The 15369-nt window shown below is 70.5% G+C and carries 15 protein-coding genes; 6 read left to right on the forward strand and 9 right to left on the reverse strand.

From position 1 onward, the window contains the following. The 6 genes from cas10 to RUTHE_RS10485 form a co-directional block, all read left to right on the forward strand. Positions 1 to 1012: type III-A CRISPR-associated protein Cas10/Csm1 (gene cas10, locus RUTHE_RS10460; protein ID WP_021098379.1), on the forward strand; the 1012-nt coding region annotated here is incomplete at its 5' end. A gap of 9 nt (positions 1013 to 1021) precedes the next feature. Next, entirely contained in the window at positions 1022 to 1444 is a 423-nt protein-coding gene (gene csm2 / locus RUTHE_RS10465) for a type III-A CRISPR-associated protein Csm2 (RefSeq protein ID WP_021098380.1), read from the forward strand. A gap of 3 nt (positions 1445 to 1447) precedes the next feature. Continuing rightward, positions 1448 to 2254 carry a type III-A CRISPR-associated RAMP protein Csm3 gene (gene csm3, locus RUTHE_RS10470; RefSeq protein ID WP_021098381.1) on the forward strand — a complete coding sequence of 269 codons (807 nt, stop codon included), beginning with the start codon at positions 1448 to 1450 and terminating at the stop codon, positions 2252 to 2254. A gap of 4 nt (positions 2255 to 2258) precedes the next feature. Continuing rightward, positions 2259 to 3170 (forward strand): hypothetical protein, encoded by a 912-nt coding sequence (locus tag RUTHE_RS10475; protein ID WP_021098382.1) that lies wholly within the window; start codon positions 2259 to 2261, stop codon positions 3168 to 3170. Further along, positions 3167 to 4528: a type III-A CRISPR-associated RAMP protein Csm5 gene (gene csm5 / locus RUTHE_RS10480; RefSeq protein ID WP_021098383.1), complete on the forward strand. Its 1362-nt coding sequence runs from the start codon at positions 3167 to 3169 to the stop codon at positions 4526 to 4528. Before RUTHE_RS10475 ends, csm5 begins: the two co-directional genes overlap by 4 nt. A 66-nt stretch (positions 4529 to 4594) precedes the next feature. Then, positions 4595 to 5923, forward strand: a complete 1329-nt coding sequence (locus RUTHE_RS10485) for a TIGR02710 family CRISPR-associated CARF protein (RefSeq protein ID WP_021098385.1) — start codon at positions 4595 to 4597, stop codon at positions 5921 to 5923. 33 nt (positions 5924 to 5956) lie between these two features. Here RUTHE_RS10485 and RUTHE_RS10490 read toward each other — a convergent pair whose 3' ends face one another. From RUTHE_RS10490 to RUTHE_RS10530, 9 genes are all read right to left on the reverse strand, one after another. Continuing rightward, the gene (locus tag RUTHE_RS10490; protein ID WP_021098386.1) at positions 5957 to 6460 is read right to left on the reverse strand and encodes a gluconokinase; all 504 of its coding nucleotides are present in this window, start codon (positions 6458 to 6460) and stop codon (positions 5957 to 5959) included. Beyond that, positions 6460 to 7929: a mannitol dehydrogenase family protein gene (locus tag RUTHE_RS10495; RefSeq protein WP_021098387.1), complete on the reverse strand. Its 1470-nt coding sequence runs from the start codon at positions 7927 to 7929 to the stop codon at positions 6460 to 6462. Before RUTHE_RS10495 ends, RUTHE_RS10490 begins: the two co-directional genes overlap by 1 nt. A gap of 15 nt (positions 7930 to 7944) precedes the next feature. Next, positions 7945 to 8727 carry an SDR family NAD(P)-dependent oxidoreductase gene (locus tag RUTHE_RS10500; protein WP_021098388.1) on the reverse strand — a complete coding sequence of 261 codons (783 nt, stop codon included), beginning with the start codon at positions 8725 to 8727 and terminating at the stop codon, positions 7945 to 7947. Between the two features lies 1 nt (position 8728). After that, on the reverse strand, positions 8729 to 9502 hold the full coding sequence (locus tag RUTHE_RS10505; RefSeq protein WP_021098389.1) for an L-iditol 2-dehydrogenase: 774 nt from the start codon (positions 9500 to 9502) through the stop codon (positions 8729 to 8731). Further along, a complete protein-coding gene (locus RUTHE_RS10510) occupies positions 9499 to 10500 on the reverse strand; it encodes an ABC transporter ATP-binding protein (RefSeq protein ID WP_021098390.1) in 1002 nt (333 codons plus the stop codon). Before RUTHE_RS10510 ends, RUTHE_RS10505 begins: the two co-directional genes overlap by 4 nt. 1 nt (position 10501) lies before the next feature. Continuing rightward, positions 10502 to 11365 carry a carbohydrate ABC transporter permease gene (locus RUTHE_RS10515; protein ID WP_021098391.1) on the reverse strand — a complete coding sequence of 288 codons (864 nt, stop codon included), beginning with the start codon at positions 11363 to 11365 and terminating at the stop codon, positions 10502 to 10504. 15 nt (positions 11366 to 11380) lie between these two features. Then, positions 11381 to 12253: a carbohydrate ABC transporter permease gene (locus RUTHE_RS10520; RefSeq protein ID WP_021098392.1), complete on the reverse strand. Its 873-nt coding sequence runs from the start codon at positions 12251 to 12253 to the stop codon at positions 11381 to 11383. Positions 12254 to 12322: 69 nt separating this feature from the next. Continuing rightward, positions 12323 to 13642 (reverse strand): ABC transporter substrate-binding protein, encoded by a 1320-nt coding sequence (locus tag RUTHE_RS10525; protein WP_021098393.1) that lies wholly within the window; start codon positions 13640 to 13642, stop codon positions 12323 to 12325. Positions 13643 to 13756: 114 nt separating this feature from the next. Beyond that, positions 13757 to 15313, reverse strand: coding sequence for a sulfatase-like hydrolase/transferase (locus RUTHE_RS10530; RefSeq protein WP_021098394.1), 1557 nt, complete (start codon positions 15311 to 15313; stop codon positions 13757 to 13759). Positions 15314 to 15369: the final 56 nt, after the last annotated feature.

Here is a 15369-nt window from a genome sequence, read left to right on the forward strand (position 1 = left end):
GGGGCCCGCCCGCGGCTGGCGCTGGCTGTCGGCTCCGCCGGGGGGCGCGGGCCCGCCTGCCCTGCGCCCCGGTCCGCCCTGGGTGGCGCGCTTTGCCGGAGAGGACCCGCGCCGCCGCTATGAGGCCCTGGCTCGCGCCGCCGGCATGACGCTGACCACGCCCGAGGCCATCGCCACAGGCGAGATCGAGACCTTCGAATGCCTCGCGCTCGAGGCGCTCGAGGAGGAGGGGGGGCGGGTGCGCGGCCGGCCGCTGCTGGCGCTGCTCAAGGGCGATGTGGACCGGCTGGGGCAGATCTTCGCCCGCGGGCTGGGGCGCTTCGACCTCGCCCGCCGGATGGCGCTGTCGCGGCTGATGGACCTCTACTTCACCCTGCGCCTGCCGCATCTGCTCGAGCGCCACGCCCCGCAGAGCTACACGCTCTATGCCGGGGGCGACGATTTCGTGCTGATCCTGCCCTGGCGGCAGGGCCTGGCCTTCGCGCGTCATCTGCGGGAGGATTTCGCGGCCTTCACGGGCGACAACCCGGATGTCACCTTCTCGCTCGGCATCGCGCTCTTCCCGCCGCATCTGCCGGTGTCGATCGCCGCAGCCGAGGCCGAGGCGCGCCTCGAACGGGCCAAGGACGACGGCCGCAACCGCGTCTCGGCGGTGGAACCGAGGTCGATGACCTGGGAGGATTTCGCCGCCGCGCTCGAGGCGGCCGAACGCTTCAATGCCTGGCTGCGCGACGGCACGCTGGCGACAGGCGCGCTCCATCGCCTGCTCGCGCTCGAGGAGGCGCGGCGGCGCGTCGCCGCCGGGCAGGGCCGGGGGCCCGATTTCGGCTGGCGCGGCAAGCTTGCCTATCACGTCGCCCGCCAGCGCACCGCCGCGGGCAGGCCCCTGCCCGGGGAGGTGGCCGAGGCCATCCGCGACCTTTTCGGCCTCGGCCCCGACTGGCGGGTGAACGGCCCGCCGCGGCCCGGCGCGCGGCTGGCCCTGACCCATGCCCTCTACCGCAACCGCTGAGATGTGCCGATGGCCAGACCCGATCGCTACTTCACCGACGACGGCAAGACCCCGCGGCCCGCGCTTTTCGATGACGAGGCGCAGGCGGAGGCGCGGGCCTGGTCGGGCATCAGATCTGCGCAGATCCGCCGCTTCTTCGGTCAGGTGATGGCCGACCGCCGCCGCTTCGAGCTTCAGGGCTGGAAGGTCTCCGATGCCGAGGTGCAGGTGGCGATGGCGCTCTTCAAGGCGGGCGCGGCCTATGCCGCGGCGCGGGACAGCACGCGCAAGCCCCTGGCCGAATTTGCGGCCCACCATGCCGCGAAGGTGAAGACGGTGGCCGAGTTCCGCGCCTTCGCCCGGCATTTCGAGGCGGTGGTGGCCTGGCACAAGGTCTTCGAAGGGCAGAATCCGCCGAGGCAGGCGGCGGCCGGCGGGCAGGGACGGAGATAGGCCATGGCAGAGACGATGGAACGGACGGTGGACGCATTCCTCGGGCTGGCCCGCCTGAGCGGCACGATCCGGGTGATCACCGGCCTGCATATCGGGGCAGGCAAGGATGCGGTCGAGATCGGCGGGATCGATGCGCCTGTGGTCAAGACCCCGGCGGGCGATCCCTACATCCCCGGATCGTCGATCAAGGGGCGGATGCGGTTCCTGATGGAATGGGCCTTCGGCACGGTGCGCCACGACGGTCACGCCTGGGGCTGGAAGGAGGAGGACTGCCGCGATGCGGCCGATCCCGTGCTGCGCATCTTCGGCACCAATGCCAAGCGCGAGGCCTGGGGCGGAGGTCCCACGCGGCTTCTTGTGCGCGATGCGCATCTGAAGCCGGACTGGCGGCAGGCCCAGCTCGAGGCCGGGCGCGAGCTGACCGAGGTCAAGACCGAGGTCGTCATCGACCGCATCGCCGGCAAGGCGCTCGACAATGTCGGGCCGCGGCAGTTCGAGCGCGTGCCCCCCGGCGCCGAATTCGGCTTCGACGCGGTCTTCCGGCTCTATTCGGTGGCGGGCGACGGCGGCAGGCGCGACCGCGAATGCCTCGCCTGGGCGATCCAGGGCCTCGGGCTGATCGAGCAGGATGCGCTCGGCGGGCACGGCTCGCGCGGCTACGGGCGGGTGAGCTTCGGCAGCCTCACGCTCGAGGGGCCCGCCGGAACGGTGACGATCGGCGACAACACCCGCACCGCGGCGCGCTTCGACAAGGCCCGCCCCGATGAAGAGATCCTGAAGGCCGTCCGGCAGGCCTGCGGCGGGGAGTAGGCCCGTGGCGCTCTACCGCCTCACCTTGCGCCTGTCTGCGCCGCTCGGCACGCCGCCGATCGGCCCCACGCTCTTCGGGCAGATCTGCGTGCTGCGCGCCGAGGCCGAGGGATCGCAGGCGGTCACCGACTGGCTCGCGGACCCCGCGCGGCTCTGGCGGATCTCCGACGGCCTTCCCGCGGGCTTCCTGCCTCGCCCGCTGGTCGCCCCGCGGCCGGCCGGGCGCGAGGACGCGGCGGCGATGGAGACCCACAAGGCGCGCAAGTCGAAGGGCCTCGTGCGGCGCGAGACCTTCCTGAAGCGGCGCGACGCCTGGGCCGAGGCCGCGCTGGCGGACGACGACCTGGCTGCCGACCAGGCAAGGCCCCACCGCATCACGCGCAACCATGTCAACCGGCTGGGCCAGGGTACGATCGAGGAGGGCGGCCTCTTCCGCCTGACCGAGGACTGGCGCTTTGCCGACCCCGACCGGCGCGACATCGACCTGTATGTGGAAACCGCCGAGCCCTTGGACCACGTGCGCGCGCTTGTCGGGATGCTGGGCGCGCAGGGCTACGGGCGGGGGGCGAGCCTTGGCCGCGGGCTCTGGCAGGTGGTGGCCGCCGCGGAGGATGCGGAACTCGGCAACCATCCCGGCCCGCGGCGGCTGAGCTTGTCGCGCGGGGTGATCGACCCCGGAACGATGGGCGATGCGCTGTGGCGGGCCGAACCGCTGGCCGGGCGGCTCGGGCCGCAGTTGTCGCTGGCCGGCGTGTCGCCCTTCAAGCGGCCCGTGCTGCTCACCCGCCCCGGGGCGACCTTCACCCCCGCAGGCCCCGGCCCCTGGGGGCGGCTCCTGTCCGGCGTCCATCCCGCGCGGCCCGAGGTGGTAGTCAATGCCCTTCACCTCGCCATTCCCTTTGCGGAGGCGGCATGAGCGGGGCGCAGTTCGTCTCCCATCATCTGGTCCTCGTGCCCCTCACCCCCCTGCACATCGGCGGGGGCGAGGAGGCGCAGCTTCTGCCGCAGGACTACAGCCTCAGGGACGGCCATGCCGAGCGGCTCGACATCCGCCGCGTGCTGGCCCGCCTGCCCGAGGCCGAGCGCGCGGCCTGGATCGCCGCGATGGCAGGGGCGCGGGACAGCGGCGGGGTGGTGCAGGCCGTGCGCAGCCTGCAGGCCAAGGCTACACCGGCCGAGGTGATCGAGCGCATCCCGATCTCGGACGCCAGCGCGCGCGAGACCGATCTGGCCGGCGAGGGGCGGGACCGCCGCAACCGGATCGACGCCTTCTTCCGCGCGGGCGGGCAGCCGGTGCTGCCGGGATCCAGCCTCAAGGGCGCGCTGCGCACCGCCTGGGCGGCCGATATGGTCCGGAGGACGAAACCGCAACCCAAATCCTGGAAGGCCCTCGAGAGCGAGCTCTTCGCCCTCGACCCGGGCAACCGCGCGCAGGACACCGACCCCTTCCGCGATGTGGCCGTGGCCGATGCGCCGCTGCCCGAGGGCGCGACCCGGATCGACCCTGTTGCCACATGGAAGCGCCAAGGCGAAGCGGGGGGCTACGGGTTTGGCTCGGTCGGCCAGATGCACCGCGAACGGATGCGGTCGGTCGCCGATGGCGGCGCGCCGCCTGTCATCGCCCTGCGGATCGGCCTGCGCGATGCGGCCTTCGCCCGCGCGGGCGAGAGTCTCGCGCCCGACAGGCGCCCGCAGCCCGACCGGCTGCCCGGGGACATCGAGGCGCTGCTGGCCGCGCTCGAGGCGCATCACGCGCCGCTGTGGCGGCGCGAGGTGGAGGAGAAGTTCTTCGCGGGCCCCCCGGGCGAGAGGTTGCGGCAGGCGCTGCGGCTCTTCGCGGGCTTCGCGCGGGGGGGCGCAGCGCCCGAGGCGGCGCTGATCCGCCTCGGCTGGGCCACGCATGCCGAGGCCAAGTCCCTGGCCGGTCTGCGCCGCATCGAACGGCCGCAGGCGCGGGGCGCAGACCGCTTCGCGGCCGAGGGCAGCGCGCGCCATGTGGTGAACCTGGCGGGCCATCCGCTGCCCTTCGGCTGGGCGCTTCTGATCCGGCAACAGGCCTGGGAGCACAAGCAACCGAAGGCGTGGCTGCCGCCGCCCGCCGCCCGCCTCGCGGCGGCACCGGCAGGCGGAGGCCGCGGCGCCACCCCCGCCGATCCCCCGCGCGCAGACGGCGCTGGGGCAGCAGATCCGCTATGCCCGGGGCCAGAAGGTGCGCGTGGGCGGCGAGGTGGCCGAACTGCTCGAAACCGTCACCGAAGCGATGCGCCCCAATGAAGAGGTGCAGGTCAGCTTTGATGGTGACGTTGAAACCGTGAAGATCAAGGACATCGAGGGCCCGGCATGAGCAACATCCCCGAAAGGGCCGGCACGCTGATCCTCTCGGTCGGCGGCAGCCCCGAACCCCTGCGGCACTCGATCGCTTCGCGCCCCTGGGCGCGGGTGGTCTTCGTCGTCTCCGAGGCGACCGGGGGCGGCGCCTCGTCGCGTGGGCAGGTCGAGGACGCGGAAATCGTCTACAATAAAGAGAAAGGCACGCGCGGCCCGGGCCTGCGCCATCTGCCCGAATGCCCCCGGGATGTCGGCATCGTGGCGGTGCCGCCCGACGATCTGGACCGGGCGCTGGCGCTGGTCGATGGCTGTCTGGCCCGGGAGGTGGGGCAGGGCCGGGCGGTCACCGTCAACTACACCGGCGGCACCAAGACGATGACCGCGGCGCTGGTGCTGGCGGGGGCGGCCTATGACGGCGTGCGGCTGGAATTCGTCTCCGGTCAGCGCCCCGATCTCGTGCAGGTGCGGGCGGGCAGCGAGCACATCACCGAGATGCCCCGCCATCTGCTGGGCGCGGCCAACCTCTTCGCGCTGGCCCGCGCGCAGGCGGGCCGGCGGGCCTATGGCGCCGCCCTCGGCATCGTCGACGAGATCGGGCGGCTGTTCGGGGCGGTGCCGTCCGGGGGGGCGGAGCCACCCGCAAGCTGGCGCCAGCGGCAGCAGACCTGGCGCGACTGGCTTGCAGTGCTCGAGGGCTGGGACCGCTTCGCCTTTGCCGAGGCGGCAAGGACGCTCGCACACGGGCTCGCGCGGAAGGCGCCCTGGGCCCAGGCGCTGGAGAATGAGGGCGTCGGCCCCCGCCTGCGGGCGCTTGCGGAAGAGGTGAAGACCGGCCCCGGCCCGGCGCTGTGCGAGGATCTGTGGCTGAATGCCCAACGCCGCGCGGAGCTCGGGCTCTATGACGATGCCATCGCGCGCCTCTACCGCCTGGCCGAAGCCGGCGTGCAGGCGCGGCTGAACCGGCTTCACCGCATCGCCGATACCGGTGCCGTGCCGCGCGGGATGGTGCCCGAGGACATCGCCGCAGGCTGTTCCCTCCGCCGCGACCCGAAGACCGGGGCCGAGACGGTGGCGCTGCCGCTTTATCGCGCGCTTCTGCTGCTTCGGCAGCTCGACCCGGGCGATGTGCTGGCCAAAGTCTGGCCGTGCGACGATCGGGGCTTTGCGACGCCCGAGTGGCAGCGGCAGCGCAATCACTCGATCCTTGCCCATGGCTTCCGCCCCGCGACGGAAGAAGACTGGAAGAAGGCCCGCGCGTGGTTCGAGGCCCGCCGCGGCCCCTTCTGGGAAGAGCTGCTCGGCCGCGCGACCGCGCCGCAACTGCCTGACCGCCTGCCCTGAGACGCCCCGCGCATCCCCGGCCGGCCGCGGGTTTCAGAGCCGCGCAATGCCGGCCCGCAGCGCCGCGATCACCGCCTCTGGCGGGGCCTCGGCATCCACGGTCAGCCCCCGCTCTCCGGCATCCAGCGGCTCGAGCGTGGCGATCTGGCTGTCGAGCAGCGAAGGCGGCATGAAGTGGCCCTGCCGCGCGGCGATGCGTTCGGCAAGGCGGGTCCGGTCCGCCGCCAGATGGAGGAACACCGTGTCCGGCGCCGCCCGGCGCAGCCGGTCGCGGTAGATGCGGCGCAAGGCCGAGCAGGCGGCGACCACCGGCGGCCTTTCCCCGGCCAGCGCAGCCCCCACGCGATCGAGCCAGGGCCAGCGGTCCTCGTCCGTGAGGGCCACGCCCGATGCCATCTTCGCGCGGTTCGCAGGCGGATGGAGATCATCCCCCTCGATGAAGCGGGCCCCGATCGCCGCAGCCAGCGCCTGCCCGATCCGCGTCTTTCCGGCGGCCGACACCCCCATGATGACGAACCGCCCCTGTCCTTCCTCCATCAGCCCCCCACATAATCGGCGAGGGTCGCCGCAACCCCGCGCGACCACAGCGAGCGGAGCTTCTCGCCGAAGGCGGCGGCAAAGCGCGGATCGGCCCCCAGATCCCCGAAGATGCGCGCCTGCGACAAGAAGGCGCCGGGATCCTCTCTGGCGGCCAGCGCCCGGGAACGCAAGGTTTCCCAGGATTCGTCATTGGGCGGAATGGTGCGACCGGCCTCGTCGGTGCCGGCGCAGTAGCGGCACCACAGCGCCACCTCGAGCGCGAGGCCCTCGACGGGCCGCCCCTGCGCCAGCGCATCGCGGATCGTGGGCAGGATGAATTTCGGCTGGCGGTTGGAGCCGTCGAGCGCGAGGCGGGGAATCGTGTCGCCGACCTCCGGATTGGCGAAACGGTCGCGGATCAGCCGACGATAGTCATCGTAGCTGACGCCGGGGATGGGGGCGAGGGTGGGCTGGATCTCGCGCGTGGTGAGCGCCTCGAGCCAGGCGGCGATCCGCGGATCGGCCATCGCGTCATGGACGAAATGATGGCCGAGCAGCGCCGCCGGATAGGCGATGGCCGCATGTCCGCCATTGAGGATGCGCAGCTTCATCAGCTCGTAGGGGGCGACATCGGCCACGAATTCGGCCCCGGCCGCCTCGAGCGCGGGGCGCCCCTGGGGAAAGACATCCTCGAGCACCCATTGACGGAAGGGTTCGCAGGCGACGGGCACGGCATCGATCAGGCCGAAGCGGTCGGCGACCAGCGCGCGTTCGCGATCCGTGGTGGCGGGGGTGATGCAGTCCACCATCGAGTTGGGGAAGGCCACCTCGGCCTCCACCCAGTCGGCGAAGGCCGGATCCTGCAGCCGCGCGAGGCCCGCAACGGTGCGGCGGGCGACGGCGCCGTTATGGGGCAGGTTGTCGCAGGACAAGACCGTGAAGGGCGCATGGCCGGCGGTCCGGCGTGCCCGCAGGGCGGCCAGGATCATCCCGAAGGCGGTGCGGGGGGTCTCCGGCGCGGCGGCATCGGCGCGGATATCGGGGTGATCGGCGTCGAAGCCATCCGTCCGCGCATCGACGAACCAGCCGCCTTCGGTCACCGTGAGCGAGACGATGCGGATGCGCGGATCGGCCATGGCGGCGATCGTGGCGGCGGGCTCGACGGGGGCGAAGCCGGTCATGGCGCCGACAACCCGCGCGGTCAGTCCCGTGGGGTCGAGCTCGACCACCGTGAACAGATGGTCCTGTGCGCAGAGCCGCTCGCGCATGGCGGCATCGGCGGGGCGCACGCCGGCGCCGACCACGCCCCAGTCGCGCGACAGGCCGCGGTCGAACAGTCGCTGGAGATAGACCTGCATATGGGCGCGGTGGAAATTGCCCACACCCACATGCAGGATGCCGGGCGAAAGATCGGCGGGGGCGAAGCGCGGCCCCTCGACCCCGGCGGGCAGATGGCCGAGGGCCTCGCGCGTGAGCGGGACGGGCATGGGTTCGTTCTCCCTTCAGATCGTGCGCAGCATCCCGCCGTCATAGGCGAAGTTCGAGCCCGAGGCATAGGCACAGCGGGGCGAGACGAGAAAGACCATGAAATCGGCGAGTTCCTCGACGGTGCCGAAGCGCCGGATGGTCGCATGCTCCTCGGCGACGCGCCGGAGATAGCCCTGCCAGTCGCCGTCCGGCGCCAGATCCCTGGCCGTCCTGATCCAGTCCGGTGTCAGGATCAGGCCGGGCGAGACCGCATTGACGCGGATGCCGAGCGGGATGAATTCGGCCGCCATGCATTTGGACAGCATCACGAGCGCGGCCTTGGTGACGTTGTAGATGGGTTCGTACCACAGCGGCTGGGTCGCGCAGACCGAGGCGACATGCAGGATGGCCCCGCCCCCCCGCGCCTGCATCCCCGGGGCGAGCGCGCGCGACAGCCGCACCGCGGCCATCACATGCAGATCCCAGTAGGCCTGCCACTTGTCGTCCGGCGCCTCGCGGATCGTCTCGTTCGATCCGGTCCCGGCATTGTTGATGAGGATGTCGGCCCCGCCCAGCTCGGCCACGGTCTCGGCCAGCCGGGCACAGCCCGCGGCCGTGCCCAGATCGCAGGGAACGGGATGGGTGCGCACCCCATGCTGCGCAGCGATCTCTTCGGCGGCGGCGGCCAGCCCCTCTGCTCCGCGGGCGGCCATGACGACATCGGCCCCTTCCCGTGCGAGGGCGGCCGCCACGCCCTGTCCGATTCCCCGGCTGGCGCCGGTGACAACGGCCCGCTTTCCCCTCAGCCCCAGATCCATCTCAGCTCATCCACTGGCCGCCATCGACATTGAAGGTCTGGGCGACGATGTAGTCGGCCTCGTCCGAGGCCAGGAAGACGGCCATGCCAGTCAGGTCCTCCGGTCGGCCCATGCGCCCATAGGGAACGGCGGCCCCCACCTCGCGCTTCTTCTGGCCGATGGGCTTGTTCTCGTAGCGGGCGAAGAGGGCGTCCACCTCGTCCCACATCGGGGTGTCCACCACGCCGGGCGAAATGCCGTTGACGTTGATGCGATGCTTGATGAGATCGAGCCCCGCCGACTGGGTGATGGAGATGATGGCCGCCTTCGAGGCGCAATAGACCGCCACCAGCGCCTCGCCCCGGCGCCCTGCCTGGGAGGCCATGTTGATGATGCGCCCTCCCCGGCCGCGGGCGATCATGACCCGGGCGACGGCCTGGAGCGTGAACAGCGTGCCGGCGACATTGACGGCAAAGACGCGCTCATAGCTCTCGCGCGTGATCTCCACGATGGGGGCCAGGTCGAAGACCGCGGCATTGTTCAGCAGCACGTCGATGCCGCCACCCCAGTCGTCCACGCGCGCGACGGCGGCATCGATGCTGGCCTGGTCGGTCACGTCCATGCGCAGGCCGATATGATCCCCCCCCAGCGCGGCGGCGGTGGCTTCGGCGGCGGGGCCATCGATGTCGGCCACGGCGACGCGGGCGCCCTCTCGCGCATAGGCCTCGGCAAAGGCCCGTCCGATGCCGCGCGCGCCCCCGGTGATCAGGGCGACCTTGCCTTCGAGGCGTCTCACAATCTGTCTCCGTTTGCAGCAAAGCGATGGATGCGGTCCGGCTGGGGCGTCAGATAGACCGTATCGCCGGGATTGAGGCCGATCTCGCCTTCGGCCCGGACGGTGATCGTTTCGGCCAGGCCGGTGTCATGGACATGCAGGAAGGTGTCCGATCCCAGATGTTCGGCCACCCCCACGACGCCCTTCCAGTCGCCGGAGGAGGGATGTGGCGTGACATGTTCGGGGCGGATGCCGATGGCATGGGCACCATGGCGCGCGGCCTCGGCCCCTTCGATGAAGTTCATCCGCGGGCTGCCGATGAATCCCGCGACAAAGCGGTTGCGCGGCTCGCGGTAGAGTTCGAGCGGGCTGCCCACCTGTTCGATCTTCCCCGCGTTCAGCACCACGATGCGGTCGGCCATCGTCATGGCCTCCACCTGATCATGGGTGACATAGATCATGGTGGTGCGCAGTCGCTCGTGCAGTTCGGTGATCTCGATCCGCATGCCCACACGCAGCGCGGCATCGAGGTTCGAGAGCGGCTCGTCGAAGAGAAAGGCCTTGGGCTCGCGGACGATGGCACGGCCGATGGCGACACGCTGGCGCTGTCCGCCCGAGAGCTGGCCGGGCCGGCGGTCGAGATAGGGGGTGAGGTTCAGCACCCTGGCTGCCTCTTCCACCCGCCGGTCGCGTTCCTCGCGCGCCATGCCGGCCATGCGCAGCGGAAAGGCGATGTTGGCGCGCACGCTCATATGCGGATAGAGCGCGTAGCTCTGGAAAACCATGGCCAGACCGCGCTTTGCCGGCGGCACGCGGGTGGCGTCCTGGCCGTCGATCAGGATGCGCCCGGCGCTCGTGTCCTCGAGCCCGGCGATCAGGCGCAGAAGCGTGGACTTGCCGCAACCCGAGGGACCGACGAAGACGCAGAAGCTGCCGTCGGGGATGTCAAGATCGAGGGGCGGGATGACCTCGGCCTCGCCGAAGCGCTTGGCCACTCCCTCCAGCGTGATGCGTCCCATCCTATTTCACTGCTCCGAAGGTGAGGCCGCGCACGAGCTGGCGCTGCGAGAACCAGCCGAGCACGAGGATCGGCGCAATCGCAAGCGTCGAGGCGGCGGAAAGCTTGGCGTAGAACAGCCCCTGGGGGCTGGAGAAACCGGTGATGAACTTCGACAGGGGCGCGGCGTCCGTCACCGTCAGGTTGATCGTCCAGAAGGCCTCGTTCCAGGCGAGGATGACATTCAGCAGGAAGGTGGAGGCGATGCCGGGCAGGGCCATCGGCGTCAGGATCCACAGGATCTCGTCGCGGAGCGTGGCGCCGTCCATGCGCGCCGCCTCGAGGATCTCGCCCGGAATTTCCCGGAAATAGGTGTAGAGCATCCAGATGACGATCGGCAGGTTGATGAGGGTGAGGATGACGAGCAGCGCGACATGGCTGTCGAGACCCACATCGATTCCCGTGCGCCGGGTGATCATGTCATCGAGCCATTTGAGGATGAGATAGATCGGCACGAGGACGCCCACCGCCGGCATCATCTTGGTGGAGAGCATCCACATCAGCAGATCCTTCGTCCGGCGGCCGGGCACGAAGGCCATCGACCAGGCGGCGGGGATCGCGATCAGCAGCGCGAGGATCGTGGAGCCCAGCGACAGGATCACCGAATTCTGGAAATAGTCGAAATAGTCGCGCTGACGCTGGACATCCTGATAGTTCCGGAGCGTCCAGTCGAAATCGAGGAAGACCGGCGGCGAGGCCACGGCCACGGGCTCGGGCTTGAAGCTCGTGAGGACGGTCCAGAGGATGGGAAAGAACAGCAGGAGTCCCACCGCCCAGGCGAGTGCGGTGGTGAGGGCCTTGCGGGCAGGGGGGACGGCGCGGGCCATGATGCGCTCCGGGTCTCAGGCGTCCAGGTTGCGGCCGATCGCGCGCATCAGGAACAGTGCGACGATATTGGCCAGGATGACGGCGACGACCCCTCCCGCCGCGGCGGTTCCGGCATCGAAATCGAGAAGCGCCTCCTTGTAGACGAGATAGGTCAGCGTCGTGGAGGCGTTGCCCGGGCCGCCATTGGTGGTCACGAGGATCTCGCCGAAGATGCCGAGCAGGAAGATCGTCTGGATCAGGATGACGACCGTGATGGCGCGGGCCAGATGGGGCAGGGCGATGAACCAGAACCGCGCGAAGGGGCCGGCTCCGTCCATCTCGGCCGCCTCCATCCGCTCGCTGTCGAGCGATTGCAGGGCGGTCAGCAGGATCAGCGTGGCGAAGGGCAGCCACTGCCAGGCGACGATCAGCACGATCGAGGCGAGCGGGGCCTGCCCGAGAAAGTCGAAGGGCGGCAGGCCGAGAAAGCGCGCGGCCTCGGCAAACAGCCCGTTCGACGGGTTCATGAACATGTTCTTCCAGATCAGCGCCGCGACGGGCGGCATGATGAAGAAGGGCGAGATGACCAGGATCCGTACCGGCCCCTGGCCCCAGATCGGCTGATCGATCAGCAGAGCGATGAGGATGCCGCCGATCACCGTGATGGCCAGCACGCCCCCCACCAGCAGCAGCGTGTTGACGATCGCCTCCCAGAAGCCGGAGGTGGCGACGAAATTGATGTAGTTTCCGAAGCCGATGAAACCCGCCCGGTCGGGATAGAGCAGGTTGTAGCGCTGGAAGGAGAACCACAGCGTCATCGCCAGCGGCACGATCATCCAGATCAGCAGCAGAACGACCGCCGGCGACAGCATCGCCCGTGCTGCCGCTCTCGAAGCCTGCGTTGCCATCCCGTCCTCCCGTCGATGGGGGATCCGGGGGCACGGGGCCCCCGGATCGGCCGCTTGCCCGATGCGGGCTTACTGGATGTAGCCGGCGGCCCTCATCTCGCGCGTGGCGATCTCCTGCGCCGCGGCGAGCGCCTCTTCGGCGGTCTTCTGCCCGGCCAGCGCCGCGGCGAACTCCTGACCGACCGAGGTGCCGATGCCCTGGAATTCGGGGATCGCGACGAACTGGACCCCGGTATAGGGCACCGGATCCACCGTCGGCGCATTCGGATCGGCCGAATTGATGGCATCCAGCGTCATCTGCGCGAAGGGCGCCGCCTCGAGATAGGCCGGGTTCTCGTAGAGCGAGGTCCGCGTGCCCGGCGGCACATTGGCCCAGCCTTCCCTCTCGGCCACAAGCTCGGTGTAATCCTTCGATGTCGCCCAGGCGATGAAGGTCTTGGCGGCATCGACCGCATCCGAGGAGGCGGGGATCGCAAGCGACCAGGCCCAGAGCCAGTTGCCCCGCTTGCCGAGCCCGTTGTCGGGGGCCAGCGCGAAGCCCACCTTGTCGGCCACCGTCGAGTTGTTCGGATCGGTGACGAAGGAGGCGGCCACGGTGGCGTCGATCCACATGCCGCACTTGCCCTGCTGGAACAGCGTCAGATTCTCGTTGAAGCCGTTCGCGGAGGCGCCGGGCGGGCCGTAGTTGTTCATCAGGTCGAGATAGAAGTTGATGGTGTTCGCCCAGGCTTCGCTGTCGAACTGGGGCTGCCAGTTCTCGTCGAACCAGCGCGCGCCGAAGCTGTTGGCCATGGCCGTCAGGAAGGCCATGTTCTCGCCCCAGCCGGGCTTGCCGCGCAGGCAGATGCCGTGCACGCCCGCCTCGGGGTTGTTCATGGCGGCGGCGGCCTCGCGGATGAAGTCCCAGGTCGGGGCTTCGGGCATCTGCAGGCCGGCGGCCTCCATGAGATCGGTGCGATACATCACGAAGGAGGATTCGCCATAGAAGGGCACGGCATAGAGCGTGCCGTCCACGCTCAGGCCCGCGCGGATCGGCGGCAGCAGGTCGTCCACGTCATAATCGGCGGGCAGGTCGTCGAGCGGCACCAGCCAGCCCTGACGGCCCCAGATGGGCACCTCGTAGGTGCCGATGGTGATCACGTCGTACTGGCCGCCCCCCGTCGCGATGTCGGTGGTGACATTCTGGCGCAGCACGTTCTCCTCAAGCGTCACCCATTCGAGGGCGATGTCCGGATGTGCCTCGGTGAAGACATCGGACAGGCCCTGCATGCGGATCATGTCGCCGTTGTTGACCGTGGCGATGGTGATCGTCGTCTGCTGGGCGGCGGCGGCCAGGCCGCAGGCGCAAAGCGCCGTCGCCCCCAGAAGGGCGCGGGTCATGGACGTCATCGGGTCTCCTCCCCCATTGCCCGGATCGGGCATTTGCCATGTCGGTGGGCAGATGATCGGCGAGAGGCTTCCCCTCTGTCAAGCGCCCATCGACGCTGCGCCGCAGCAAGAGCCTCATGGCGGCGGAGCCTCGCGCCAGATCGCCTGGCGCAGGTCGGCGTCGTAGCGGATGCGGTCATCGAGGCGCTCTGCCCCCAGCTCCTCCACCAGCGTCGGTTCCTGGCGCAGCAGCGAGACCCCCAGCCCCGCGCGCCCGTCCGCGCGGCCCATGCCCAGCAGATCGAGCAGGGTGGGATAGATGTCGATCATCGCCCCCTCGCGCGTGAGGGTGCCCGGCTCGAGGCCGGGCGCGATCAGGATCGCCGTGTTGCGCCGGGCGTCCTCGTTGCGACGCAGGCGGCGGTCATGGTTGAGGTGATCCGACAGGAGCGCCACCAGCAGGGGCCGCCCCCCTGCCAGCGGGGGCAGGGCGCGGACGAAGTCCTCCGTCAGACGGGCCAGGCAGGCCGCGGCTGCGGCCGGATCATCGCCCACCACGGCCCGTCCGTCCGCCGTGCAGGGCCGCGAGACCAGATGGTCCGGCCCGTGCGGCCCGAAGGTTTCGACGACAAGGAACTGCGGCCGTCCCGTGGCGGCGCCGCGGGCGAACTCTTCGCGCGCGGCGTCGAAGACGGCGGCATCGTCCACGACCCAGCCGGGAAAGGCGGCCTCGGCTTCCTCGGGCGTCATCGTGTCGAGCAGATCGGCCAGCTCCACGATCCGGGCGCCCCCATGGCCCTTGTAGAAGGTCGAGATGCCGGCAAAGATCGCCTCGCCGCCGACGACGAAGGTTCCCTCATAGCCCTGTGTGGCCAGCAGGTCGCCCAGACAGCGATGCCCGGGCAGGATCGCCGGTTCGGCGATCAGCATGTTGTGGAACAGCGCACCTCGCGGCACGAGCGGCAGGCCGCACTGGGTTGCGGTCATGCCGGCCGCGCTCCACCCCGTGCCCTGGATCTGGCGGATTCCCGTCAGCACCAGCCCCCCCTCGCCCAGCCGCTCGAGAGGGGCATAGGCATCGCCGAAGCGGCTGCGGTCGGCGAAGGCGCGCTCGAATCCCTCCAGATAGATCAGCACGACATGGGGGGCATCGGGGGCGGCCGGCGCGGCGGGCAGGGGCGGGTCGGCGATGCGCGCGACAAGGTCGAGCGGATCGCGTGCGACGGCCGCGGCGGTGGCGGCGGCGCGCAGGCCGGGATTGACCAGCCCGAGCACCAGCGCGGCGGCCAGCGCCACAGCCCCCGGCCGCCCCCAGAGCCGCCCCAGCGCATGGACCGCAAGAAGCAGGCTCAGTGCCGCCCAGAGCGAGACGATCAGGGGATTGCGTGCCACCTGAAGCGACATGGGCGTGATACCGGCCTCGAGATGATAGCGCACCGCGACCAGATCGACATAGCCGTGCATCCGCAGCAGGACCGCAAAGGGCAGAAGCGCCAGCATGGCGAGTGCGGGCAGGGCCAGGGCGGGATGCGCGCGCCGCCGCGCATCGGGCCAGGCGAGCGCCAGCCCCGCGGCCAGCAGGAGCGCCTGCCACGGGCCTGCCTGCCACAGGGCAACCCGCGCATCCGTCGCAAGCGCCAGCGCAATCAGGGCCGCCGCAAGCAGGCTCAGTGAAGCCAGGACCTTGCGCATTCGTCCCTCTCCTCCGGGCTTCAGCCTCGGAGCATGACGGTTTCATGTCAAGGAGC

The organism is Rubellimicrobium thermophilum DSM 16684, assembly GCF_000442315.1.
GTDB classification, from domain to species: domain Bacteria; phylum Pseudomonadota; class Alphaproteobacteria; order Rhodobacterales; family Rhodobacteraceae; genus Rubellimicrobium; species Rubellimicrobium thermophilum.